The organism is Halopseudomonas maritima, assembly GCF_021545785.1.
Classification (GTDB): Bacteria; Pseudomonadota; Gammaproteobacteria; order Pseudomonadales; family Pseudomonadaceae; genus Halopseudomonas; species Halopseudomonas maritima.
Genome location: NZ_CP079801.1, coordinates 1699203 through 1721232, shown reverse-complemented (window position 1 = coordinate 1721232; position 22030 = coordinate 1699203). Strand labels below are relative to the sequence as shown.

Genomic DNA, 22030 nt, shown 5'->3' with positions numbered 1-22030 from the left:
AACGAGTCGAGTCTATGTAGCATCCATGCCTCCTGACGGGGCCGCGAGTAGTGCGGTGATTCGATAGTGCTACTAGACGCCGCGTTTGCCAACCCTGAATATGGCTAAAGGCTAGATCACCTGCCAAGGTATTGCTGGGCAGCTGGGAACGTCGCGAATGCACGGACCCCAGTCCCGTTTACGCGGGCGAGTAGCGCAGGGCTGGCGGGAAAGAGAGTCATAGGATGTCTGAGGCTCGAAGAGCCGAGTTTTATGACTCCCCGTCAGCCCGAGCAACGCAGCGAACCCGAAGGGCCGCGTAGTCGGGTGCCCGGGGGGATTGCTAAGGGGGGCCGGGCAAGCGGCCCCCCTTGGCTCGCCGGAGAAGGCGAAAGGCGAGCAGGACGGCGCCGCAAATGTCGAGCAAAGTCGCGATGATGGAGGCAGCACGGCCACGGCATGCCGTGGCCCTACGAACGAGATGGTGCTTGAGGGGTCGGACGCGGAGCGTCCTTGCATGCATTCCCTCGCGGAGCGTGGGAACGATCAATGGTGCGGTTGGTGCGAGTACCGACTGACTTGAGTTGCCGAGGATGACGCTGGAGCTGCGCTCACTCTGCCGCCGGCGGACTCACCTTGCTCTTACGGGTCTTCTTACTTTTAGCAGCCATCGCCGCCGCATCCATCAACCGACAAAACTTCGGGCACTCCAGGTGATTGGGCGCGGAACAAGCGGCGGCGTGGCGCAGGCCGTCGCGCAGGTTTGAGAGCTGACGGATTTTGCGGTCCAGCGCGTCGGCGCGGTTGGATAGCTGCTCGCGATCAATCTCGGGGCGGCCGTCTGGCGAGAACATCTGCGCAATCTCATCCAGTGAAAACCCCGCCGCGCGGCCCAGCGCAATCAGTGCCAGCTGCTGCACCACGCGCGGGTTGAATGCCCGGCGCAGGCCGCGCCTGCCAATCGATTTGATCAGCCCCTTTTCTTCGTAATACCGCAGTGTGGAGGCTGGCAGGCCGGATGCTTTCGAGACCTCGTTGATGTCCATGTTCGCGTCCTTGACTTAAAGTCGACTTTAAGTGGCATCGTGCATTTTCTGCCCGTTCAGGGCAACTCACAGGAGGCAGAAAATGAATGATGTGTGGAGCGCGGTTGCTGTTGGCGTAGGCGCAACGCTGGTGATGGACGGCTGGGGGCTGGTGCGCAAACAGCTGCTGGGCATTCCGCCGGCGGACTATGCGTTGGTGGGGCGTTGGTTGGGGCATATGGCGCATGGGCGCTTTCGGCATGAACGCATTGCCGCTGCCCGGCCGATCCCGGCGGAGGCGTTGCTTGGCTGGGGCGCGCATTACCTGATCGGGGTGGTGTTTGCGCTGCTGCTGGTGGCGATGTGCGGCGCCGAGTGGCTTCGTCAGCCAACGCTATTGCCCGCCTTGGCGTGGGGCGTTGTGACGGTGGCGGCGCCCTTTCTGCTGATGCAGCCCGGTATGGGCGCCGGTGTTGCGGCGAGTCGTACGCCGCGCCCCAATGCCGCCCGCTTGCAGAGTCTGATCACCCATAGCGTTTTTGGTCTGGGCCTGTATGGCTCAGCGCTGGTTCTCAATCTTCTTGAAGGAGTCTGATATGGCTATTCCTGCGCGTTTTGCTCCGCTTGTTTTCGGCGCGTTGCTGTCGGCGATCATGGTGACCTTGGTGTCGGCCTTTGTGATTGCGGTCACCCAGGGCTTTGATGAGCACTTTATTGCGGCGTGGCTCAGAAGCTGCGCGCTGACCTGGCCGGTGGCGTTTCCGACGGTGACCTTGGTTGCGCCCTGGGTGCGGCGGCTGGTGGGGTGGTTGACGGTGTGAGTGGTGGTGCGCCTCAGCGTTGCGTCGGGTGGCGTTTGGTGGACAGCGCTGCGCTTTTGTCCACCCTACGATCCGAAAGATGCGCCCTGTGTTTGTAGTGCGCTGATAACGTTCAGCATCTCTCGTCTCGCGCTTTCCTGACTCACCACCCGCAACCTCACCTTCTGCCCCGGCGCACACTGCGCCAGCCGCGCCAGCGACAGCGGCGTGACCGCGCCGAGGCGCGGGTAGCCGCCGATGGTTTGGCGGTCGTTCATCAGGATGATCGGCTGGCCGTCTGGCGGCACCTGCACGGCGCCGAGGGGGATGCCTTCGGAGATCAGCGCCTGGCCCTGGTAGCGCAGGGCGGGGCCGGCGAGGCGCATGCCCATGCGGTCGGCGCGTTGGTCGAGGGTCCAGATCTGGTTGAAGGCGGCGAACAGGCTGGCACCGGCAAAGCCGGCGATTTGCGCGCCGGGGATCAGGTCGAGCACGACCTCATGGCCCGGATACCAGAGTGCATCTGCCGGCAGGGTTCTGGGTTCGGCGTTGCTGGCCTTGCCCTGCAGGCGGTCGCCGTTGTGCAGGCCGCGACCATTGCCGTGCAGGCCGCCGAGCTGTTCGCGCATAACGGTAGCGATGGCGCCCAGCACCGGGTCTGCGGCAAAGCCGCCGGGGGTGGCGAGGTAGGCGCGCACGCCGCGTTTGGGGCGGTTGAACTGCAACGTCTGGCCGTGGCGCAGCTGGAATGCCTGACCGGGTGCCAGTGGCTGATCATCGCGTTTTGCATCCAGATCGGCACCGCTCAGTGCCAGCCAGCCTTCGGCGTGCGCGCGCAGTTGCAGGCCGCCAAGGGGGATTTCGATCACGGCGGCATCGGCGGCGTTGCCGAGCAGCCAGTTGGCCTGCTGCATGGCGACCCAGTCCAGCGCGCCGCCCTGGGTGATGCCCAAATGGCGCACGCCAAAGCGGCCGCCGTCTTGCAGTTGGGCAAAGCCGAGGCTGTGTTCAACCAGCAGCTCGATCATGCGCTGGCCTCCATGGCCGTGTCGTCGCCGCCCAGGCGGATAAATTCGGCGTGGTCGATAGACACAAAGCGCACCCGGTCGCCGGGTTGCAGCAGGCTGCCGCGCTCGGCGCTGAACAGGGTCAGCGGGCAGCGACCAATCAGGTTCCAGCCGCCGGGTGAGGTCAGAGGGTAGATGGCGGTTTGCCGTTCGGCGATGCCAACGCTGCCCCTGGGCACCCGCTGACGCGGGGTGCCGAGGCGGGCCGAGGCGAGCGCCTCATCCACCAACCCCATATAGGCAAACCCGGGCGCAAAGCCGAGGGTGAACACCGGGTAGTCACGGCTGCAGTGCTGCGCGATCACCTGCTCCGGGCTGAGCCCGGCGCGTTGGGCGATGGCGGGCAGCTCGGGGCCGACGCTCTGGTGATACCAGACCGGGATGGCGTGCAGGGTGCCGGTGTCGGCGGCCAGCGGTTGCAGGTTGTGCAGGCTGCTGCGGATCAGCGTTATGGCGTCAGCTTCGCTCAGGGCGTGCAGGTCGTAGTGCAGCAGCAAGGTGGTGTACGACGGCACCAGATCAATCAACTGCGCGCCGAAGGCTTGGCGCAGTTGTTCTGCGGCGGCGATCAGCCAGGGCATGTTGGCTTCGTCTATCTCATCGAACAGGCGCACCATCAGGCTGTCGATGGCTGCGCTCTCGATGCGTAGATTCACAGCGCGTCCAGTGCGGCGCGGATACGCGCGACCACGGCGACCGATTCGGCGTTGTCGCCGTGTACGCACAGGCTGTCGGCGCGCAGGGTCAGTTGGCTGCCGTCGCTGGCGGTGATCGGCTCGCTGCGGGCGAAGCTCAGCGCCTGGGCCAGGATGCGCTCCGGGTCGTGGTGCACGGCGCCCGGCTGGTTGCGTGGCAGCAGGTAGCCGTCGGGGTCGTAGCCACGGTCGGCAAAGGCTTCAAACAGCAGGCCGATGCCTTGCTCGGCGGCCAGCTGCTCGGCTTCGCGGTTGTCGCGGCGGGCCAGCAGCATCAGCGGCAACTGCGGGTTGAAGCGGGCAACGGCGCGCAGCACCGTTTTGAGCAGTGCGGGCTGCTTCATCATGTCGTTGTAGAGCGCGCCGTGGGGTTTGACGTAACTGAGGCTGGCGCCTTCGGCGCGGCAGATGCCGTCCAGTGCGCCGAGCTGGTAGAGCAGCAGGTCTTCCACTTCCTGCGCGGAGCAGGCCATCGAGCGGCGGCCAAAGCCGACCAGATCCGGGTAGGCCGGATGCGCGCCGATGCGCACACCGTGCTGCATGGCCAGCGCGACGGTGCGGCGCATGGTGGACGGGTCGGAGGCGTGAAAGCCGCAGGCGATGTTGGCGCTGTGCACGTGCGGCATGACGGCCTCGTCCATGCCCATGGTCCAGGCACCGAAGCTTTCGCCCATGTCGCAGTTGAGTTGGATGTGATGCATGCGGTTGTCCTCTGCGGCCCGGTTTTACTGCCAAAGGGCACTGCGCCGATTCTCGGGGTTCTTACCGCAGAGGACAAGGTTCGCCGTGGCCGAGCCGGAACTCGGCCTTGCCGGTGAGCACCATTCTTGAGGCTTGAGGCTTGAGGCTTGAGGCTTGAGGCTTGAGGCTCCTAGCTGAGAATCATATTGGTCGCCGTAGCGTAGGCATACAGCGAGCCGTTCTCGTCGCGCAGATAGCCTTCGCTGATGATCAGGCGGCGGGTCTTGTTGATGACCTTGCCTTCGGCGATCAGGGTTTTGTTGAACGGCACCGGCTTGCACATCTTCACGTTCAGCTCGATGGTGCCGTAGCCTTCGCCCGCGCCCAGGGTAGTGTGGGCCGAGCAGCCGGTGACCGAGTCCATCACGGTGGCAGCAAAGCCGCCGTGCACACCGCCCAGCGGATTGGTGTGGCTTTCGTCGGCGGTGGCTTCAAATACCACGCGGCCCTCTTCGGCCAGCTTCACCTGCATCGGAATGGTTTTGGCAATCGGCGCAATCGGCATATGGCCGGCGGCGGCAGCCTGCATGATCTGCAGGCCGGTCATGTCTTTCGGGTTCATGCTGTTTCCTTGTGGCGTGACGCTGCCTGGGCAGCGGTCGGATAGTGAGCGAACCAGTCCAGCGCATCGCGCCAGAGGGGTTCGGCGTAGGCGCGGAAGTAACCCATGTGGCCCAGCGGCTTGAGGCCGAGGGCTTTGGGGTCAATGTCTTGCGCCTGATAATCGGCACCGGTAAAGGCGCTCATAAAGGCATCGCGTGAGGCCGGGCCTGCCCACAGATCATCCAGCGAAACGGCCGCCTTGATGGGAGTGCGCACGGCGGCAAAGTGGTCGGTCAGCCAGGCCATGTTCGGGTCTTCGAAGAAGTAGCGCGGGTAGCGGCACCAGTGTTTCCAGTCGCGGTAGACGCCTTTGGGCAGGTCTTCACCCATGCCTAGCCAGTTCCAGGCCTGATAACCCTTGATGCGCACAATCAGCGGCAGCACCAGATTCCACATGACCTGCACCTTGCGGCTCTCGCCCTTGGGCATCCAGCCGTGCCAGCCGGCGCCGGTGCCGAAGGTGTGCACGGCGGTGATGGCGTCGCGGTTGGGCAGCAGGCCAAAGGCGTGGCCACCGAAGGAATGGCCCACCAGATACAGCGGCAGATCTGACTGGCTGAGGTAGTCCACGCCGGCGGCCAGGTCTTTATCGGCCCAGTCCAGATAATCCATCTCAAAGCCCTTGAGGCTGGCCGGGGCCGAGGCGCCGATGCCGCGATAGTCCAGCGTCAGGGTGGTGTAGCCGTGGCTGGCAGCGTACTCGGCAAAGCGGCGGTAAAAACCCTGCGGCACTCCTGTGGCGCTGCCGACCAAGATCTGGCCGACCGGCTGGTTGGCCGGATACAGGGTGGCGGCCAGCGGATAGCCGTCGGCGGCGGTCAGCTTGAGGGCGCGCGGAGCGAGTGGGTCAGTGGCCATGGGTGAGTTCCTTCTGTTGCAGGCGAACGTGGCTGAGCAGCGCTCGGAAGGCGCGTTCGATAGGGTCGGTGCTGCCGGCAGCGCGAGCCATCATCAGGCCGCCCTCGTAGCTGGTCAGCACCAGGGCGGCGAGGTCGGCGGCCGCTTCGCTGGCGAAGCCGGCGCGGCTGATGTGCGCGCTGAGCTGGTTGCGCAGGGTGTCAAAGGCGCGGTTCAGGGCCAGCAGCAGGTCAGTGTCGTCGGGTGAGCAATCAAGTGCTGCGGCGGCCAGCGGGCAGCCAAGCTTGAAGCGGCTGGCGGCGATGCGTTGCAGGGCGCTGTCGATCCAGGCGGCGAGCGCGTCCAGCGGGTCATCAAAGCGGGTAAACACCTGCTCCAAAAACGCCGTCATCTCAGCCTCGGCCTGGGCAATGGCCGCCAGTGCCAGCTCTTCTTTGCCGCCAGGGAAGTGGTAATACAGGCTGCCTTTCGGCAGCCCGGCGGTCTTCAGAATCTCGCTCAGGCCAACACCATGCAGCCCCTTGCTCTGCAAGGCGCTTTGCATGGTTTTGACGAGAATGTGACGGCTATCTTCTTTGCTCATGGGGATAGTTATAGACCGATCGGTCTACGGAGTAAAGCCTTGGATAGCGCGATGAGCTAATCGACGCCGTTAATGGCGTTACCGATATCCTATTTACTGCGGTGCGGGTGGCGGGTTTGCCTGTGGCTTTGCTGAGCCCCGGGGGCTCCCGACTACGCGGCGCGTCTCAGCTGGCGGTGGCGCTTCCGCCCCATAACGCTGCGCGACTCGCCCGCGTAAACGGGGCTGAATGGCGTGACGCCAACGCCGTTCAGCCCCCGCGCTGCCTCAGGCCAAGCGCAGTGGGCTCATCAGCCCTCGGCGCGCTCCCAGCGATACTGCTCGAACACGCTGTCTACCGGGGTTTGGGCAACGTGGTTGGTGTAGTTGCTCATCACTTTCTGGGCCAGCCCCAGAATCACTTCCAGTACCTGACGCTGGCCGTAGCCGGCGGCGAAGAAGGCGTCCAGGTCGGCCTCGCTGACGTTACCGCGCTCGCGCACCATAGCCAGAGTGAAGGTACGCAGGGCTTCCAGCTTGCTGTCTGGCAACGGGGTTTCGTTGCGCAGCGCGTCGATGATCTCGTCCGATACGTTCATCATTTTGGCGATGCCGGTGTGGGCCGGTACGCAGTAGTGGCATGCGTGTTCGACGTTGATGGTCTGCCAGACCACGGTCAGCTCATCGGCGTTGAAGCTGGTTTGCTGAAACAGGCCGTGCAGTACCTGATAGCCATCAAGCAGAGCCGGAGCCTCGGCCATCACAGCGTGCAGGCCGGGCAGGCGGCCAAAGCCCTTCTCTGACTTCTCGATCAGCGGCAGGGCCGCCTCGGGGGCGCTGTTCTTGTCGTGCAGGGTAAAACGGGACATGGAGCCTCCTGGAGATTGCAGTGTTTTTTTGAGTGATCATTCAACAATTGGCATCCTGACTGTTTTTGAGCGATCATTCAAGTCATTATTGAACGTCTGCTCAATCACCCCGTCAGGACCACGCTATGCCTCGTCCCGCCCGTCACGATCGTCAGGTCGCCCTGGATCAAGCTGTTGAGCTGTTCTGGGAGCGCGGCTACCACGCCACCTCGATGAAGCACATCGAGCAGGCGCTGGACATGCGCCCTGGCAGCCTCTACGCCACCTTCGGCAGCAAGCGCGGGTTGTTCAGTGAGGTGCTGGATCGTTACGCCGCGCAAATGGCCGAGGAGCTGGCGCTGTGCCTGAGCCAGCGCGAGGGCATGGTTGAGGGGCTGCGGCATTACCTGCGCAGCCTGGCTGGCCCCTGCCTGGTGCGCCCTGGCACGCCGCCGCGGGCCTGCATGCTGATCAAGACGCTGTTGGAGGTAAATGCCGAGGAGCCGGCGCTGAGCGAGCAGGTCAACCGCGTGCTGGACCAGATGGAGCAGCGCCTGACCCAGTGCCTGGCCCAGGCGCGGGAGGCGGGTGAACTGCGCCCGGAAACAGACCCCGCCCGATTGGCGCGGCTGCTGCAGGGGCAGATCATCGGTCTGCGCAGCTTTGCCCAGCGCGACATCTCGCCGGCGCACCTGAGCGCCCTGGCTGACGACATGGCTGCCCTGCTGGACCCTTATCTGCAAGGGCAGCACTGATTCGGTCCGCATACCTCTGGCTGCGTTGCGCCGCTTGCCAGTAGAACCACTGTTGGCTGCATATCGCGCCCTGCCTCTGCACGCTTGAGGGCTCGCAGAGGGTGTGTGGAATTACTCCGTGTTTCCGTCGCGTAACGCCTTTAAATTATGCTTGACATTTAAAGTGCTTAAATTGAATTATGGTCATCATTCAAAGCTGGATGCGTTCACCAACAGGAGCATGACCATGACCTCCATCGTAATCGCCGGTTATCTGCGGTCCCCTTTCCAGTTTGCCCGCAAGGGTGGGCTGATCAATCTGCGCCCGGATGACCTCGCTGCCCAGGTGTTGCGTGGGCTGGTTGAGCGCCTTGACCTCAACCCCGCCCTGCTGGAAGACGTGATCATGGGCTGTGCCTACCCGGAGGGTGAGCAAGGCACCAACGTCGCCCGTATCGCCAGTTTTCGTGCCGGTTTTCCGGAAACCCTGGGTGGCGTGACCGTGAACCGCTTCTGCGGCTCTTCGATGACGGCCATTCACTTCGCTGCCGGCCAACTGCTGCTGGGCGCCGGTGAGGCTTATATCGCCGCCGGGGTTGAGTCGATGACTCGCGTGCCGATGGGCGGCTTTACCCCCTCACCCAACCCGACGCTGCTGCAGGCGTTTCCCGAGGTGTACATGGCCATGGGGCACACGGCAGAAGAAGTGGCGCGTCGCTATGGCGTCAGCCGCGAGGATCAGGATGCGCTGGCGGTGCTATCGCACGCCAAGGCTGCCGAGGCACGGGCGGCGGGCTTGCTGGCCGATGAGATTGTGCCGATCACCACGCCCGATGGTCTGGTCAGCGAAGACGGCTGCATCCGCCCCGGCACCAATATGCAGGCGCTGGCGGGCCTGAAACCGGCCTTTGGCGGTGTAGTGACGGCGGGCACCTCGTCGCCGTTGACCGACGGCAGCGCGGCGGTGCTGGTGTGCACCGAAGACTTTGCCCGGCGCCACAATCTGCCGATGCTGGCGCGCATCAAGGCCACTGCCGTTGGCGGCTGCGCACCGGAGATCATGGGCATGGGGCCGGTGGAAGCAACGCGCAAAGTACTTGCCCGCGGCGGTCTGACAATCAATGATGTCGACTTGATGGAAATCAACGAGGCATTCTCCAGCCAGTCGCTGGCTTGTCTGCGTGAGCTGGACATGCCGCTGGAGCGGGTCAACCTGGACGGCGGCGCACTGGCGTTGGGGCACCCGCTGGGCGCCACCGGCGCGCGCATTACCGGCAAGGCCGCTGCGCTGCTCAAGCGCACCGGTGGTCGCTACGCGGTCGCGACCCAGTGCATCGCCGGCGGTCAGGGCGTGGCCACCCTGCTGGAAGCCATCGGACATTGATAAAAAAGCGCCCTGCCAGGGCGGCACAACGGAGTGGAGTTAAGGATGTCAGCTGCCAGAATCATGCTGTTGGTGGGGCTTGTCGCGGGTGTGGCCGGGTGCGGAGACAAGGAGGCGGTCGCTACCGCGCCGACGTCGCCGGAGGGCCGGCTGGTGCTGGCGGCCGAGGTGCAGCAGGTGGGCGCCAACGAAGCCCTGTTTACTGGCGTGATTGCCGCGCGTATCCAAAGCGAGCTGGGTTTTCGGGTTGGCGGCGAGGTGATCGAGCGGCGGGTAGACCCGGGTGATAGGGTCGCCGCCGGTGATGTGCTGCTGGTGCTGGATGTCGACGACTTCGAGCTGGCGCTGCGCGCTGCCCGCCAGCGGGTGCGCTCGGGTGAGGCCTCGGTACGGCAGCTGCGGAGCGACGAGCAGCGCTACCGGCAGCTGGCTGACAACGGCGCCATTTCTCGTCAGGCCCATGACCAGCTGGTAACCGAGCTGCGGGTGGCCGAGGCCAATCTGGCGTCGGCCCGTGCCGATGCCGCACAGGTTGAAAACCGCCGCGGCTACTCCACGCTGACCGCCGACGCCGATGGCATTGTGACTGACGTGCTGGCCGACCAGGGGCAGGTGGTGGCGGCCGGTCAGGTGGTCGCCCGGCTGGCGCATGATGGCGCCCGCGAGGCAGTGATCAATATTCCGGAAACACGCCGGGCGCTGGCCCAGGGGCAGGCTCAGGCCTATCTGTTCGGCCACCCGGAGCAGCCCTTTGCCGCGACCTTGCGCGAGTTGTCGGCGGTGGCGGACCCGGTTACCCGCACCTATCGCGCGCGCTACGTGCTGGGCGACAGTCCGCTGCCGCTGGTGATCGGCTCGACCATCAGCATTCGCCTGCAGGGTGATGAGCAGCAGACGCTGCTGCAGGTGCCGATTGGTGCGCTGCTCGATAACGGACAGGGCACGGGTGTCTGGCGCATCGAGCAGGGCGCCGTGCAGTTTGCCCCGGTTGAGGTGGCTGCGCTCGGGCAGGAGCGTGCGCTGCTCAAGTCCGGGGTGCAGGCGGGCCAGCAGGTGGTTGCCCTGGGGGCGCACCTGCTGCACGAGGGGGACGCTGTGCGGCTGCTGCCGCCGGACCAGCTGAGTGGCAGCGCCGGCACGCAGGAGCACTGAGATGGCAACCTTCAATCTCTCGGCGCTGGCGGTGCGCAACCCCGCCGTGACGCTGTTTCTGATCATTGCGGTCATGCTCTCGGGCACCTTTGCGTTTATGCAGCTGGGCCGCGCCGAAGACCCCTCCTTCACCGTCAAGGTGATGACCGTAACCGCCGCCTGGCCTGGTGCCACCGCCCGCGAGATGCAGGAGCAGGTGGCAGATCGGCTGGAGAAGCGGCTGCAGGAGCTGGATTACTACGACCGGGTGGAAACCACCGCACAGCCGGGCTTTGTCTCGATGAAGGTGATCTTTTCCAATGCTGCGCCGCCCGAGCTGATCCCCGAGCTGTTCTACCAGACCCGCAAGAAGCTGGGTGATGAGGCCAGCAAACTGCCCTCCGGCGTAGCCGGTCCCTTCTTCAACGACGAATACAACGACGTTTACTTTGCGCTCTACGCGCTGGAAGCCGGCCAGTTGCCACACCGGCAACTGGTGCAGCTGGCCGAGCAGCTGCGGCAGAACTTTCTGCAGCTGCCGGGGGTGAAGAAGGTCAACATTCTGGGTGAGCAGGCGCAGCGCATTTATGTTGAATTTTCCTACCAGCGTCTGGCGACCCTGGGGCTGACCCCGGAGCAGATCTTTACCGCGCTGGCGCGGCAAAACGCGGTAGCGCCGGCCGGCTCGGTAGAAACCGCCGGCCCGCGCGCGTATATCCGTGTGGATGGCGCTTTCAGTTCGCTTGAGCAGATCGAGAATGTACCGGTGGTCGCTAACGGGCGGGTGCTGCGCATCGCCGACGTGGCCGAAGTGCGTCAGGGCTATGAAGACCCGGCCAGCTACCGCATTCGCCACCAGGGCAAGCCGGCGCTGATGCTCGGGGTGATCATGGAGCCGCACTTCAACGGCCTGGATCTGGACACCTCGCTGCAGGCCGAGGAGCAGCGGGTGCATGACAGCCTGCCGCTGGGCATCCATTTTGAAAAGGTTTCGGACCAGGCCAGCAAGATTCGCAACGCGGTTGACGAGTTCATGCTCAAGTTCTTCGTGGCCCTGGGTGTGGTGATGCTGGTCAGCCTGCTGGCGCTGGGCTTTCGCGTTGGGCTGGTGGTGGTGGCGGCGGTGCCGCTGACCCTGGCCATCGTCTTTGTGGTGATGATGATGACCGGCCGCGAGTTTGATCGCATTACCCTGGGCGCGCTGATTCTGTCGTTAGGCCTGCTGGTGGATGACGCCATCATCGCCATCGAGATGATGGTGGTGAAGCTGGAGGAAGGCATGGACCGGCTGGCGGCTGCGACCTACGCCTGGTCATCTACCGCGGCGCCGATGCTGACCGGCACCCTGGTGACCATCATCGGCTTTCTGCCGGTTGGCTTTGCCCGCTCCGGCGCCGGGGAGTACGCCGGCAACATCTTCTGGATTGTCGGTTTTGCGCTGATCGCCTCCTGGGTGGTGGCGGTGGTGTTCACGCCCTATCTGGGGGTGAAGATGCTGCCGAAGATCGAGGGCAAGGCTGGCGGCCACGAGGCGCTGTACGACGGCCCCAATTACCAGCGCCTGCGAGCCATGGTGCAGTTTTGCGTGCGCCAGCGCTGGCTGGTCAGCGCCCTGGTGCTGGTTGCCTTTGTACTCAGCGTGATGGGCATGAAGGTGGTGAACAAGCAGTTCTTCCCCAACTCCGATCGCTCTGAGGTGATTGTTGAGGTCTACATGCCGCCGGGCACCGCCTTCAAGAACACCGAGGCGATGGTGGGGCGGGTCGAGCAGGTGATCATGGCCGAGCCGCAAACCCTGATGGTGGACTCCTACGTAGGGGGGGGCGCGCCACGTTTCTTCCTGTCGCTCAACCCCGAGCTGCCGGACGCTGCCTTCGCCAAGCTGATTGTGCAGACCCCGGATGCCGACACCCGCGATGCGCTGATGAGCAGCCTGCGTCAGCGTATTGCCGACGGCGCCTTTCCCGGTGCACGGGTGCGCGTTACCCAGTTGGTGTTTGGCCCGCCGGTGCCCTTCCCGGTGGTGTTCCGCGTCAGTGGCCCGGACCTCGACACCCTGCGCGCGCTGGCCGAGCAGGTGCGCGAGCGGGTGGACGCCAACGCATTGACCCGCGATACCTTTATCGACTGGGGCGAGCGCGCCGCCAGCTACCGCCTGGTGCTGGATCAGGACCGCCTGCGGCTGCTCGGCTTTACTCCGGCGCAGGTCAAATCGCAGATCAATGCGCTGCTGTCCGGTAACCCGATTACCGAAGTGCGCGAAGGCACGCGCACGGTCAGCGTTATGGTGCGGGCGGTGGATGCGCAGCGGCAGAATCTGGGCGCCATCGAGGATCTGACCCTCAGCAACGACGCCGGCCAGTCCATCGCCCTGCGCCAAGTGGGGCACTTTGAGCCGGTGATGGAAGACCCGGTCCTGCGCCGCCGAGATCGCGAGCCAACCTTTGAGGTGCGCGCCGATATCGTTGCCGGTACCCAGCCGCCGGATGCAGCCATGGCCGCCTACCGCGACCTGGAGGACATCGTCGCCGGGCTGCCGGCGGGCTACAGCATTACCATCGGCGGGCCGGTGGAAGAGAGCGCGATTGCCAACAAGGCGTTGTCGGCGTTGTTCCCGATCATGATTCTGCTGATGCTGGTGGTAATCATGTTGCAGGTGCGCTCGTTCGGGCAGATGTTCATGGTGTTTGCCACCGCGCCGCTGGGGCTGATTGGCGCGGTGCCGGCCATGCTGCTGTTCAACCAGCCGTTCGGCTTTAACGCGATTCTGGCGCTGATCGGCATTGGCGGCATTCTGATGCGCAACACGCTGATCTTTACCGATCAAATAGAGCAGAACCAGCGCGCCGGCATGGCCGTGCGCGAAGCGGTGATCGAGGCCACGGTGCGCCGCGCCCGGCCGGTCATTCTTACCGCGCTGGCGGCTGCACTGGCCTTTATCCCGCTGACCTTTTCGGTGTTCTGGGCCTCGCTGGCCTGCGTGCTGATTGGCGGTGTGGTGATGGGCACCCTGCTGACCCTGCTGTTCCTGCCGGCGCTGTGCATGTTGGTGCTGTCGCGTTCGTCAGCGGGTAGTGCCAGCGAGCCGGCAATAGGCGTAAGATGACGGTCGGCATTCAATAACCGGAGGCGTCATGCGCTATTCAGAAGACCACAAGGCCAAAACCCATCAGCTGATCCTTGATGAGGCGGCCCGTCGCTTTCGCGCCGACGGGGTGGGCGCCACTGGCCTGCAGCCTTTGATGAAGGCGCTGGGCCTGACCCACGGTGGCTTCTATGCGCATTTCAAATCCAAGGATGAACTGGTCGAAAAGGCTCTGCGCCACGCGGTAGACGGGTTGAAGACCTCGCTCGCCATGCACACCGGCCCGGATGTGCCGCTCGGTGCGCTGATCGACACCTACCTGTCGGACAGCCACAGGCACAACCCGGGGGTGGGCTGTCCGCTACCCACGGTGTCCGCCGAGCTGGGTCAGCGTGGTCAGCAGAGCGAGATTACCGATGAGGTGGTGGAAGACCGGCTGAACAACATCGCCAGTAAGCTGCACGGTGACGATAGTCGCGCACAGGCCATGCTGGTGCTCTCGGCGATGGTCGGTTCACTGTTGCTGTCGCGTAGCGTCAAGGACGAAGCGCTGGCGACCGAGTTGCTGAGCACCACCCGCGAGCAGTTGAAAGCGCTCACCGAGTCGGCCTGAACGGCAGGCCGTGGCCCTCAGCTGTAGCGCGCTGCCGGCTGGTTATGTGACAGGTTGGGGGCCAGCTGCAGCCTGGCCTGGGTCAGCGCCTGCCACTCGCTGCTGTCCTGCAGCGAAGGAATAGTCACCAGCTCGCCCTGATCAAAGCCGCGCAAGGCAGCGTCCACCAGGTCTTCTACTTCCATCACCATGCTTGGCGGGATGTGCGCCAGTGAGCTGCCGGCGCGTTCCAGCAGTTCCGTGCGGGTGATACCGGGCAGCACTACCTGCACCTGTACCCCGCTGCCACTCAGCTCGCTGCACAGGCTTTGGCTGAGGTTCAGCACGTAGGCTTTGCTGGCGCTATAGATAGCGTTACCGCGCTCCGGCGACAGCGCAACCAGCGCGCCGATATTGATGATGGCGCCGCGCCCGGCCAGGCTGAACCGCACCGCTGCGGCGCTGGACAGCATGGTCAGGGCCAGCAGGTTGAGTTGCAGCAGGCTGTGGGTGCTGTCCAGATCCGCCTCGCCCAGGCCGCCGTTGAGGGCGACCCCGGCGCAGTTGACCAGCAGGCTGATTTGCGCGTCGCTGCGCAGCCGCTCAGCCGCTTTCTCAATGCCGCTGTGCTGCTCCAGGTCGACACACAGCAGATCCGCCTGTACGCCGTGGCAGGCGGCGAGTTCAGCGGCCAGTTGCTGCAGGCGCGCTTCATTGCGGGCGATCAGCAGCAGGTTGTAGCCGCGCGCCGCCAGGCGCTGCGCGTAGGTGGCGCCAATGCCGCTGGAGGCGCCGGTGATCATTGCAGTTTGGGGGTCTGTGGTGGTCACCAGCGCTCTCCGGCATGCCTCGCGGCAGCATGGTGGTAGGGGCGATGGTCGTTGCGCCTGCAGGCGCAGCCGACACCGTTATGCACCTTGTAACCCGGTCAGCCAAACAGCTGCTGCGTCACTTCGGCGACATACTTGCCTTGATAACGGGCAATGACCCGTTCACGCGCATCCGGTTGGCGCGAGCCGTCACCGCCGGCGATGGTAGAGGCGCCGTAGGGCGTGCCGCCCTTGCCGTGCTCGGTATCGGCCAGCTCCTTGGCGCCGTAGCCAATCGGCAGCAGGATCATGCCGTGGTGAGCTAGGGTGGTCCAGGTGGACGTGATGGTCATTTCCTGGCCGCCGCCGGAGCCAGTGGCGGTAAACACGCTGGCGACCTTGCCGTGCAGTGCACCCTTGGCCCACAGCCCGCCAGTCTGGTCGAGGAAGGTGCGCATCTGGCCAGACATGTTGCCAAAGCGCGTTGGCGTGCCCAATACGATGGCGTCGTAGTCGGCCAGCTCGCCGGGGCTGGCGATCTCAGCGGCCTGATCGGTTCTGCCGCCGGCGGCTTTGAAGGCGTCATCCGGCATGGTTTCCGGTACGCGCTTGATGGTCACCTCAACGCCGGCGACCTGGCGCGCGCCTTCGGCAACCACCTGCGCCAGGGTTTCAATGTGTCCGTACATGGAATGGTAAAGCACCAGCATTCTGGCCATGGGTTTTGCTCCTGCTGTGGGTGAAAAGGCGGCGTTGAGCGGCTGCTCTAATAAATGATGGTCGCAATCTTAATAAGATTATAACCATAATTCAATGTGCCTTTTCACCCAGCGACCTGACCCCAGACCGCTGCCGCAGGTAGCTCAACCAAACAGTTTTTGCGTAATGCCGGCGACGTATTTGCCTTGGTAGCGCGCAATGGCACGTTCGCGTGCATCCGGCTGGCGTGAGCCGTCGCCACCGGCGATGGTGGAGGCGCCGTAGGGCGTGCCGCCCTTGCCGTGCTCAATATCGGCCAGCTCCTTGGTGCCGTAGCCGATTGGCAGCAGAATCATGCCGTGGTGCGCCAGTGTGGTCCAGGTGGAGGTAATGGTCATTTCCTGCCCGCCGCCGGTGCCGGTGGAGGTAAATACGCTGGCGATCTTGCCGTGCAGCGCGCCTTTGGCCCACAGGCCGCCTGTCTGATCGAGGAAGGTGCGCATTTGCCCGGACATGTTGCCAAAGCGTGTCGGGGTGCCCAGCACGATGGCGTCGTACTCGGCCACCTCGCCGGGGCTGGCCACCTCGGCAGCCTGATCGGTTTTGCCGCCGGCGGCCTTGAAGGCCTCTTCAGGCATGGTTTCCGGTACCCGCTTGATGGTCACCTGCAGCCCCGGTACCTGTCGCGCACCTTCGGCGACAACCTGCGCCAGGGTTTCAATGTGCCCGTACATCGAGTGGTACAACACCAGCATCTTGGCCATGAGCGGCTCCTCTGTCAGCCCGGTGCGCCGGATGTGCGCCCGTGCGTTCAGCATAGCCCATGGTGCGGGCGTTTCAGGCTGCGTTGCCGCGTGGTTCGATCAGCTCGGTCAGACTGCTAGCGTCGGCACGCACGGCGGCAAACACGCTGGCTGCCTGCTGCACCAGGTCCGCGCCCTCACCTGCGCAGTGGCTGGCAGTCTGCATCTGCTCGCCCATGCGGTTGGCCAGCGAGCGGTTGGTTTCGACCAGCTCGCGAATCTCTACGGTGGAGCGCTGCGCCCGGTTGGCCAGTTGCCGTACCTCATCGGCAACCACCGCAAAGCCACGGCCCTGCTCGCCGGCGCGGGCGGCCTCGATAGCGGCGTTGAGGGCCAACAGGTTGGTTTGTTCGGCGATGCTGCTGATGGTGCCGACGATGTCGCTGATGCGGCCGGACTGGGTCACCAACTCGGCTGCGTAGCCCGCCGACTTGTCCACCGCACCGCTGATGCGTTCGGCCGCAGCAACCGCGTTGCTGAGTACGCTGGTGCCGTCGTCGGCGTGACGCAGGGTGGTGTGCACCGCAGCGTGCACGGCGCCGGTAATGTCGCGCAGGGAGTTGGTCTGATTGATCTGCTGGCTGATGTCGCTGGCGAACTTGACCACCTTGACGACGCGCCCGCTGGCGTCAAACACCGGGTTGTAGGTGGCTTCCAGCCAGATGTCGCTGCCATCGCGGCGCAGACGATGAAACTGCCCGGAGCGAAAGCGCCCGGCCGCCAGTTCATCCCAGAAGTCCGGGTTTTTGCTGTAAAAGTCAGGGTCGCAGAACAGTCGGTGGTGTTGGCCGACGATCTGCTCCAGTTGATAACCCATGGCCTGCAGGAAGTTGTCGTTGGCGTGCAGGATGTCTCCTGCGGGGGTGAATTCGATGACCGCCTGGGAGCGATCCAGCGCCTCGATCACCGCCTGGGTTTCGCGGCGCTGATTGGCCTTGGCGGTAACGTCGCTGGCCAGCTTGACCACGCGCACGGTGACACCCTCACGGATAACCGGGAAGTAGTTGGCCTGCAACCAGACCCGCCGGCCGCCCTGGCCCAGACGGGCAAACTCGCCGCTCTGCGCGCGGCCCTCGCGCAACTGTTGCCAGAACTGCCGGTAAGCTTCGCTGGCGGCGTAATCGGGCGGGCAGAAGAGGGCGTGGTGGTGGCCCTGAATCTCATGCAGGTGGTAGCCAACCAGCTGTAAGAAGGTGTCATTGGCATCGATGATGGTGCCATCTGGCGCAAACTCGATGACCGCGTTGTTGTGCCGGATGGCGTCTATAAAGGCCTGTTGATGAGCAGAATGCGTCTGCTGGCGCGCCGTATCCTTGGCGAACAGTTTGCGAAACATGAGAGCACTTCCCTGATGCGACCACAAATGGCCTGTCCAGCCATCAATAGTGGCTCATGGCCAATAAGTCCAGTGGTTAGCGCGTTTTGACCGGAAAAGACAGATTTATGGCGTCAATTGAATGCCATAGAGGCGCAAATCAATTCTTCATGCCCTCGCCCGGTGGAATTATCGGTGCTTCCCTAGGTGCTGCGGGGGCGGGTTCGCAGGGGCTCAAGCAGGGGTGCCAGGCCGTTGTGGTCGATCTCCTGCATCAGCTGCAGCAGGCGGCCTATCTCGCCTTTTGGAAAGCCTTCGCGGGCAAACCAGTTGAGATAGTGACCGGGCAGGTCGGCAATCAGGCGACCCTTGTACTTGCCGTACGGCATTTCGCGGGTAACCAGCAGGAGGAGGTCTTCGGGCTTCATGGCGAGATTATGCCCCGTTGCGTTGGTCAGGTCATGTTGGGTGACAAGGGGAGACAGGGTATCCTGCGCGGCACATTTCAACTCAGGGGATTGCCATGTTCGTCAAGGCGCTACGGGTGCTGGCCGGCCAGCTTGTTATCTTTATCAGCTTTATCACGCGCCCGCGGCCGATGCAGCGCACACCCGAGGCACAGGCCGAGGTTGATCGCGCCGCTGCCGACCTGGCGTTGTACCAGTTTCGCGGCTGCCCGTTCTGCGTGAAGACCCGTCGCACCCTGCGCCGCCTGAACCTGCCGGTCGAGCTGCGCGATGCGGCCAACAACGCCGAGCATCGGCAAACGCTGGCAACCGAAGGCGGCAAGATCCAGGTACCCTGCCTGCGCATTGACGAGGCTGGCCAGACTCGCTGGCTGTATGAGTCCAGCGCGATCAACGCCTACCTGGAGGAGCGTTTTGCGGCGTGAGCCGAGGCAATACCCAGGCGTTGCAGCAGGCGGCTGAAGTTGCTTCGGTCCACCCCGAGCTCGCGGGCGACAGCGGCCTGGTTGCCGTGGTGACGGAGCAGCGCCTCTTCAATCATCCGGCGCTGAAAGGCGTCGGTGGCCTCACGCAGGGTGCTGCCCGGCGTCGCTAGCGGGATGCTGGGTGCCGGTGCGGCGGCGGGTGCCTCGCCGTCGAGGTGGATATCCAGCTGAGCAGGGCCGATGCTCGACAGGCGACGCGGCTCTGTCGTGGCCTGCGCCTTGAGCGCCGCGCGGCTGATCAGGTGTTCTAGTTCACGTACGTTGCCTGGCCAGTCGTAGCGCAGTAACAGGTCGCGGGTGGCGGGCTCCAGGCGTAGGCCGCGCAGGCCGAGGCGGCGGCGATTCAGCTCAAGAAAGTGACCGGCGAGTAATAGCACGTCGCGGCCGCGCTCGCGCAGACTGGGCACCTTGATCGGGTACACGCTGAGGCGGTGATACAGATCCGCGCGAAACTGGCCACGCGCTACCTCCTGCTGCAGGTCACGATTGGTGGCTGCGATGATGCGTACATCAACCTGGCGCTGATGGTCGCTGCCGACCCGTTGAATCTCGCCATTTTGTAGCGCGCGCAATAGCTTGGGTTGTACCTGCAGGGGCAGTTCACCGACCTCGTCCAGAAACAGGGTGCCGCCATCGGCCAGCTCAAAGCGTCCGGCGCGGGCCTGTGCTGCGCCGGAAAAGGCGCCACGGGTATGGCCGAACAGCTCGCTCTCTACCAGGCTCTCCGGCAGTGCGGCGCAGTTGACGTACACCAGCGGCGCGTCGGCGCGCATCGAGCCGGCGTGCAACTGGCGGGCAACCAGCTCCTTGCCAACGCCGGTTTCGCCGGTAATCAGCACGGGCAGGTCGGAGTGCGCCACCATCTCGATGTCCAGTTGCAGCGCCTGCATGGCCTTGCTTTGACCGATCAGTGTCTGTTGTCCCAGTTCGTCGCTCAGCGCCTGCGCAACCTGACGGTTCTGGTCGGCGCGTTGCTGCAGGCGTGCCAGCAGGTCCGCCAGCTTGATGTTGGCCTCGGTGAGTCTGATAAAGCGGCGTAACAATTGTGGCTCGATGCGCTCGAAGCTGTCCGGCTCGAGGGCGTCCAGGGTCAACACACCCCAGGGTGCCTCATCCAGATACAGGGCGACGCCCAGGCAATCGTGCACATGCAGTTGCTCGGGCGGCGCATTGATCAGGCCGTCGTAGGGGTCGGGCAGCGGTGAGTCGGCGGCAAAGCGCACTGGCTCGCGGCTGAGCAGGATGCGTGCAAAGCGCGGGTGCTCGTCGACCACGAAGCGGCGCCCCAGGGTGTCGGGGCTGAGGCCGTCCGCGGCCAGTGGGATGAGGGTGTTGCCGTGCAACTGCAGCAGCGCGGTTGCGTCACAGGGGATCAGCTGGCGCAGCCCCTGCAGCAGACGCGCAAAGCGCGCGCGCGCCGGGGTGTCGCGGGACAGCTCCGCGCTCAGTGTCAGCAGAATATCAGTGTTGGTCATAATGACTTCATGTGGTTGATATGACCACGCGCCGCTTGTTGTTATTTTCACAACATAGAAAATAACGTATTGAATTTAAATGCTATTTTTCTGGCACGAAGACTGCAATGGAGAGATGGATACTCATCAATAAGGATTCATCATGCTATCTCCAGCCAGTAAAGACATCATTGCTGCTACCCTGCCGGCAGTCAAAGCCCGGGCAACGGATATTACCGGGGTTTTCTACCCGCTGATGTTTGAACGCTACCCTGCCGTCAAGGCGTACTTCAATCAGAGCCATCAGGCGAAAGGCACCCAGCGTCAGGCGCTGGCCAATGCGGTGGTGGCCTACGCGGCTAATCTGGATCGGCTGGAGGCGCTGGGCGATGCGGTGTCGCTGATCGTGCAGAAGCACGTTTCGCTGGGTATTCAGCCGGAGCACTACCCGATTGTTGGCGAGTGTCTGCTGGCGGCCATCCGCGAGGTGCTGGGTGCCGCCGCCACCGACGAGGTGCTGGGCGCCTGGGGCGAAGCCTACGGTCAGCTGGCGGAGCTGCTGATTGCCGCCGAGGAGGCCGAATACGCGGGTAACGCCGCGCGCTCAGGTGGCTGGCGTGGTGAGCGGGCATTTCGCGTGGTGCGCCGCGAGCGCGAGAGCGAGGTAATCGAGTCGTTCTACCTGCAGCCGGCCGATGGCGGCGCGCTCGCCCCCTTCAAGCCGGGTCAGTATGTCGGCCTGGTGCTGGAGATCGACGGCCAGACCGTGCGCCGCAATTATTCGCTGTCCTGCCGCCCCGGCTTGGATTACTACCGCATCAGCGTCAAGCGCGAGCCCGGCGGTCAGGTGTCCGGTTTCTTGCATGACCAGGTGCAGGTTGGTGACGAGCTGCTGCTGAGTGCGCCGGCTGGTAGCTTCGTGCTCAATGACGCTGAGCGGCCGCTGGTGCTACTCAGTGGTGGCGTGGGTATCACCCCGACCCTGAGCATGCTGCGTCCGGCGTTGGAACGCGGCCGCGCCGTGCACTTTTTGCATGGTGCACTGAACAGTCGGCAGCAGGCGTTTGGGAGTGCTGTAACCGCCCTGCAGCAGGACTACCCGGCGCTGCAGGTCGAGGTGGTCTACAGCGCGCCGCTGGCCGAAGACGCGGACAAGGCACAGGGCTTGTTCGATCAGCAGCGACTGGCGGCGCTGTTGCCCGCCGAGCGCGAGGTTGACGTGTACCTGCTCGGCCCCAAGGCCTTCATGCAGAGCTGTTACGCCAGTCTGCGGGCGCTGGGCGTGGCGGCGGGCAACATCCGTTACGAGTTCTTCGGCCCGCTGGAGTCCATCGAAGGCTGATGGCCTAACCCTGCTGATAGCTGTCGATGACTTCCTGCGCCGCACGGAAGGCATCGATGGCTGCCGGTACGCCGGCATAAACCGCGCAGTGCAGCAGCGCTTCGCGGATTTCCTCGACCGTGCAGCCGTTGTTCAGCGCGCCGCGCACGTGGCCTTTCAGCTCCTGCGGGCACTTCAGTGCAGTCAGCGCGGCCAGCGTGATCAGGCTGCGGGTCTTGCGGTCCAGCCCTTCACGATTCCACACCCCGCCCCAGGCGTGCTCGTTGACGAACTCCTGCAGCGGCTGGCTGAACTCGGTGGCGTTGTTCAAGGCGCGGTCGACAAAGGCGTCGCCCATGACTTCACGGCGTACCTGGACGCCTTCGGGTTTTTGCGTGCTCATAGCGGGCTCCTTGGTGAGTGGGCGCAGTTTAACAGGCTGCCGCCCGCCGTCGGGTAGCACGCTCGCGCTGCCATGACTTCCCCGCTGGTAGGCAATAGCTCGGTGTGGCGCTGGAGCGGTGGGCCGGTGTGGCCCGCGCCAACACCGCAGATGTTTGCGCGGGGCTATGC

Annotated in this window: 24 protein-coding genes; 9 read left to right on the top strand and 15 right to left on the bottom strand. The window is 64.4% G+C overall.

Annotation, left to right across the window (positions count from 1 at the left end; genetic code table 11):
- Positions 1–590: 590 nt before the first annotated feature.
- Positions 591–1025 carry a helix-turn-helix domain-containing protein gene (locus tag HV822_RS07905; protein WP_238873276.1) on the bottom strand — a complete coding sequence of 145 codons (435 nt, stop codon included), beginning with the start codon at positions 1023–1025 and terminating at the stop codon, positions 591–593.
- A gap of 82 nt (positions 1026–1107) precedes the next feature.
- Here HV822_RS07905 and HV822_RS07900 point away from each other — a divergent pair, with 82 nt between their 5' ends.
- Positions 1108–1599 carry a DUF2938 domain-containing protein gene (locus HV822_RS07900; RefSeq protein WP_238873274.1) on the top strand — a complete coding sequence of 164 codons (492 nt, stop codon included), beginning with the start codon at positions 1108–1110 and terminating at the stop codon, positions 1597–1599.
- A 1-nt stretch (position 1600) separates the two neighbouring features.
- Positions 1601–1825: a DUF2798 domain-containing protein gene (locus HV822_RS07895; RefSeq protein ID WP_238873272.1), complete on the top strand. Its 225-nt coding sequence runs from the start codon at positions 1601–1603 to the stop codon at positions 1823–1825.
- Positions 1826–1890: 65 nt separating this feature from the next.
- Here HV822_RS07895 and HV822_RS07890 read toward each other — a convergent pair whose 3' ends face one another.
- From HV822_RS07890 to HV822_RS07860, 7 genes are all read right to left on the bottom strand, one after another.
- Positions 1891–2832: a 5-oxoprolinase subunit C family protein gene (locus tag HV822_RS07890; protein WP_238873271.1), complete on the bottom strand. Its 942-nt coding sequence runs from the start codon at positions 2830–2832 to the stop codon at positions 1891–1893.
- Positions 2829–3527 carry a 5-oxoprolinase subunit PxpB gene (gene pxpB, locus HV822_RS07885; RefSeq protein WP_238873269.1) on the bottom strand — a complete coding sequence of 233 codons (699 nt, stop codon included), beginning with the start codon at positions 3525–3527 and terminating at the stop codon, positions 2829–2831. The genes HV822_RS07890 and pxpB overlap by 4 nt, the downstream gene beginning before the upstream one ends.
- Positions 3524–4267, bottom strand: coding sequence for a 5-oxoprolinase subunit PxpA (locus HV822_RS07880; RefSeq protein ID WP_238873267.1), 744 nt, complete (start codon positions 4265–4267; stop codon positions 3524–3526). Before HV822_RS07880 ends, pxpB begins: the two co-directional genes overlap by 4 nt.
- 170 nt (positions 4268–4437) lie before the next feature.
- Complete coding sequence (locus HV822_RS07875) at positions 4438–4869, bottom strand: PaaI family thioesterase (protein WP_238873266.1); 432 nt, start codon at positions 4867–4869, stop codon at positions 4438–4440.
- A complete protein-coding gene (locus HV822_RS07870; RefSeq protein ID WP_238873264.1) occupies positions 4866–5768 on the bottom strand; it encodes an alpha/beta hydrolase family protein in 903 nt (300 codons plus the stop codon). Before HV822_RS07870 ends, HV822_RS07875 begins: the two co-directional genes overlap by 4 nt.
- Positions 5758–6351, bottom strand: coding sequence for a TetR/AcrR family transcriptional regulator (locus tag HV822_RS07865; protein WP_238873262.1), 594 nt, complete (start codon positions 6349–6351; stop codon positions 5758–5760). Before HV822_RS07865 ends, HV822_RS07870 begins: the two co-directional genes overlap by 11 nt.
- Before the next feature lie 290 nt (positions 6352–6641).
- Positions 6642–7199, bottom strand: coding sequence for a carboxymuconolactone decarboxylase family protein (locus HV822_RS07860; RefSeq protein WP_238873261.1), 558 nt, complete (start codon positions 7197–7199; stop codon positions 6642–6644).
- 125 nt (positions 7200–7324) lie between these two features.
- Between HV822_RS07860 and HV822_RS07855 the strand changes: the two genes are divergently transcribed.
- The 5 genes from HV822_RS07855 to HV822_RS07835 all read left to right on the top strand — a co-directional run bounded on the left by HV822_RS07855 (position 7325) and on the right by HV822_RS07835 (position 14125).
- Complete coding sequence (locus HV822_RS07855; RefSeq protein ID WP_238873259.1) at positions 7325–7933, top strand: TetR/AcrR family transcriptional regulator; 609 nt, start codon at positions 7325–7327, stop codon at positions 7931–7933.
- 220 nt (positions 7934–8153) lie between these two features.
- Positions 8154–9296 carry a thiolase family protein gene (locus HV822_RS07850; protein ID WP_238873257.1) on the top strand — a complete coding sequence of 381 codons (1143 nt, stop codon included), beginning with the start codon at positions 8154–8156 and terminating at the stop codon, positions 9294–9296.
- Between the two features lie 45 nt (positions 9297–9341).
- Positions 9342–10448: an efflux RND transporter periplasmic adaptor subunit gene (locus HV822_RS07845; RefSeq protein ID WP_238873255.1), complete on the top strand. Its 1107-nt coding sequence runs from the start codon at positions 9342–9344 to the stop codon at positions 10446–10448.
- A 1-nt stretch (position 10449) separates the two neighbouring features.
- On the top strand, positions 10450–13533 hold the full coding sequence (locus tag HV822_RS07840) for an efflux RND transporter permease subunit (protein WP_238873253.1): 3084 nt from the start codon (positions 10450–10452) through the stop codon (positions 13531–13533).
- Positions 13534–13561: 28 nt separating this feature from the next.
- Positions 13562–14125, top strand: coding sequence for a TetR/AcrR family transcriptional regulator (locus tag HV822_RS07835; RefSeq protein WP_238873251.1), 564 nt, complete (start codon positions 13562–13564; stop codon positions 14123–14125).
- Positions 14126–14142: 17 nt separating this feature from the next.
- Here HV822_RS07835 and HV822_RS07830 read toward each other — a convergent pair whose 3' ends face one another.
- The 5 genes from HV822_RS07830 to HV822_RS07805 all read right to left on the bottom strand — a co-directional run bounded on the left by HV822_RS07830 (position 14143) and on the right by HV822_RS07805 (position 18158).
- Positions 14143–14907: an SDR family NAD(P)-dependent oxidoreductase gene (locus HV822_RS07830; RefSeq protein WP_238873565.1), complete on the bottom strand. Its 765-nt coding sequence runs from the start codon at positions 14905–14907 to the stop codon at positions 14143–14145.
- 125 nt (positions 14908–15032) lie between these two features.
- On the bottom strand, positions 15033–15632 hold the full coding sequence (gene wrbA / locus HV822_RS07825) for an NAD(P)H:quinone oxidoreductase (protein ID WP_238873249.1): 600 nt from the start codon (positions 15630–15632) through the stop codon (positions 15033–15035).
- Positions 15633–15776: 144 nt separating this feature from the next.
- Entirely contained in the window at positions 15777–16376 is a 600-nt protein-coding gene (gene wrbA, locus HV822_RS07820) for an NAD(P)H:quinone oxidoreductase (protein ID WP_238873247.1), read from the bottom strand.
- A gap of 73 nt (positions 16377–16449) precedes the next feature.
- Complete coding sequence (locus HV822_RS18165) at positions 16450–17751, bottom strand: methyl-accepting chemotaxis protein (RefSeq protein WP_275419420.1); 1302 nt, start codon at positions 17749–17751, stop codon at positions 16450–16452.
- Positions 17752–17933: 182 nt separating this feature from the next.
- Complete coding sequence (locus HV822_RS07805; protein ID WP_238873245.1) at positions 17934–18158, bottom strand: DUF3820 family protein; 225 nt, start codon at positions 18156–18158, stop codon at positions 17934–17936.
- 95 nt (positions 18159–18253) lie between these two features.
- Here HV822_RS07805 and HV822_RS07800 point away from each other — a divergent pair, with 95 nt between their 5' ends.
- Positions 18254–18622 (top strand): glutaredoxin family protein, encoded by a 369-nt coding sequence (locus HV822_RS07800; RefSeq protein ID WP_238873243.1) that lies wholly within the window; start codon positions 18254–18256, stop codon positions 18620–18622.
- Here HV822_RS07800 and norR read toward each other — a convergent pair.
- Positions 18595–20157, bottom strand: coding sequence for a nitric oxide reductase transcriptional regulator NorR (gene norR / locus HV822_RS07795; protein ID WP_238873241.1), 1563 nt, complete (start codon positions 20155–20157; stop codon positions 18595–18597). The genes HV822_RS07800 and norR overlap by 28 nt on opposite strands.
- Positions 20158–20299: 142 nt before the next feature.
- On the opposite strand from norR, the gene hmpA reads away from it, so the two are divergent.
- Positions 20300–21478: an NO-inducible flavohemoprotein gene (hmpA, locus tag HV822_RS07790; protein ID WP_238873239.1), complete on the top strand. Its 1179-nt coding sequence runs from the start codon at positions 20300–20302 to the stop codon at positions 21476–21478.
- A gap of 4 nt (positions 21479–21482) precedes the next feature.
- Here the strand turns inward: hmpA and HV822_RS07785 are convergent, their stop codons facing one another.
- Positions 21483–21860: a carboxymuconolactone decarboxylase family protein gene (locus HV822_RS07785; protein ID WP_238873237.1), complete on the bottom strand. Its 378-nt coding sequence runs from the start codon at positions 21858–21860 to the stop codon at positions 21483–21485.
- Positions 21861–22030 lie beyond the last annotated feature (170 nt).

Excerpts from the sequence above, each read along its gene's own strand:
- norR (WP_238873241.1), bottom strand. The coding sequence starts at position 20,157 with ATGACCAACACTGATATTCTGCTGACACTGAGCGCGGAGCTGTCCCGC.
- wrbA (WP_238873249.1), bottom strand. The coding sequence starts at position 15,632 with ATGGCCAGAATGCTGGTGCTTTACCATTCCATGTACGGACACATTGAA.
- HV822_RS07905 (WP_238873276.1), bottom strand. The coding sequence starts at position 1,025 with ATGGACATCAACGAGGTCTCGAAAGCATCCGGCCTGCCAGCCTCCACA.
- HV822_RS07865 (WP_238873262.1), bottom strand. The coding sequence starts at position 6,351 with ATGAGCAAAGAAGATAGCCGTCACATTCTCGTCAAAACCATGCAAAGC.
- HV822_RS07785 (WP_238873237.1), bottom strand. The coding sequence starts at position 21,860 with ATGAGCACGCAAAAACCCGAAGGCGTCCAGGTACGCCGTGAAGTCATG.
- HV822_RS07895 (WP_238873272.1), top strand. The coding sequence starts at position 1,601 with ATGGCTATTCCTGCGCGTTTTGCTCCGCTTGTTTTCGGCGCGTTGCTG.
- wrbA (WP_238873247.1), bottom strand. The coding sequence starts at position 16,376 with ATGGCCAAGATGCTGGTGTTGTACCACTCGATGTACGGGCACATTGAA.
- HV822_RS07870 (WP_238873264.1), bottom strand. The coding sequence starts at position 5,768 with ATGGCCACTGACCCACTCGCTCCGCGCGCCCTCAAGCTGACCGCCGCC.
- HV822_RS07850 (WP_238873257.1), top strand. The coding sequence starts at position 8,154 with ATGACCATGACCTCCATCGTAATCGCCGGTTATCTGCGGTCCCCTTTC.
- HV822_RS07880 (WP_238873267.1), bottom strand. The coding sequence starts at position 4,267 with ATGCATCACATCCAACTCAACTGCGACATGGGCGAAAGCTTCGGTGCC.
- HV822_RS07835 (WP_238873251.1), top strand. The coding sequence starts at position 13,562 with ATGCGCTATTCAGAAGACCACAAGGCCAAAACCCATCAGCTGATCCTT.
- HV822_RS07855 (WP_238873259.1), top strand. The coding sequence starts at position 7,325 with ATGCCTCGTCCCGCCCGTCACGATCGTCAGGTCGCCCTGGATCAAGCT.
- hmpA (WP_238873239.1), top strand. The coding sequence starts at position 20,300 with ATGCTATCTCCAGCCAGTAAAGACATCATTGCTGCTACCCTGCCGGCA.
- HV822_RS07890 (WP_238873271.1), bottom strand. The coding sequence starts at position 2,832 with ATGATCGAGCTGCTGGTTGAACACAGCCTCGGCTTTGCCCAACTGCAA.
- HV822_RS18165 (WP_275419420.1), bottom strand. The coding sequence starts at position 17,751 with ATGTTTCGCAAACTGTTCGCCAAGGATACGGCGCGCCAGCAGACGCAT.
- HV822_RS07800 (WP_238873243.1), top strand. The coding sequence starts at position 18,254 with ATGTTCGTCAAGGCGCTACGGGTGCTGGCCGGCCAGCTTGTTATCTTT.
- HV822_RS07875 (WP_238873266.1), bottom strand. The coding sequence starts at position 4,869 with ATGAACCCGAAAGACATGACCGGCCTGCAGATCATGCAGGCTGCCGCC.
- HV822_RS07805 (WP_238873245.1), bottom strand. The coding sequence starts at position 18,158 with ATGAAGCCCGAAGACCTCCTCCTGCTGGTTACCCGCGAAATGCCGTAC.
- HV822_RS07860 (WP_238873261.1), bottom strand. The coding sequence starts at position 7,199 with ATGTCCCGTTTTACCCTGCACGACAAGAACAGCGCCCCCGAGGCGGCC.
- HV822_RS07900 (WP_238873274.1), top strand. The coding sequence starts at position 1,108 with ATGAATGATGTGTGGAGCGCGGTTGCTGTTGGCGTAGGCGCAACGCTG.
- HV822_RS07830 (WP_238873565.1), bottom strand. The coding sequence starts at position 14,907 with ATGATCACCGGCGCCTCCAGCGGCATTGGCGCCACCTACGCGCAGCGC.
- HV822_RS07840 (WP_238873253.1), top strand. The coding sequence starts at position 10,450 with ATGGCAACCTTCAATCTCTCGGCGCTGGCGGTGCGCAACCCCGCCGTG.
- HV822_RS07845 (WP_238873255.1), top strand. The coding sequence starts at position 9,342 with ATGTCAGCTGCCAGAATCATGCTGTTGGTGGGGCTTGTCGCGGGTGTG.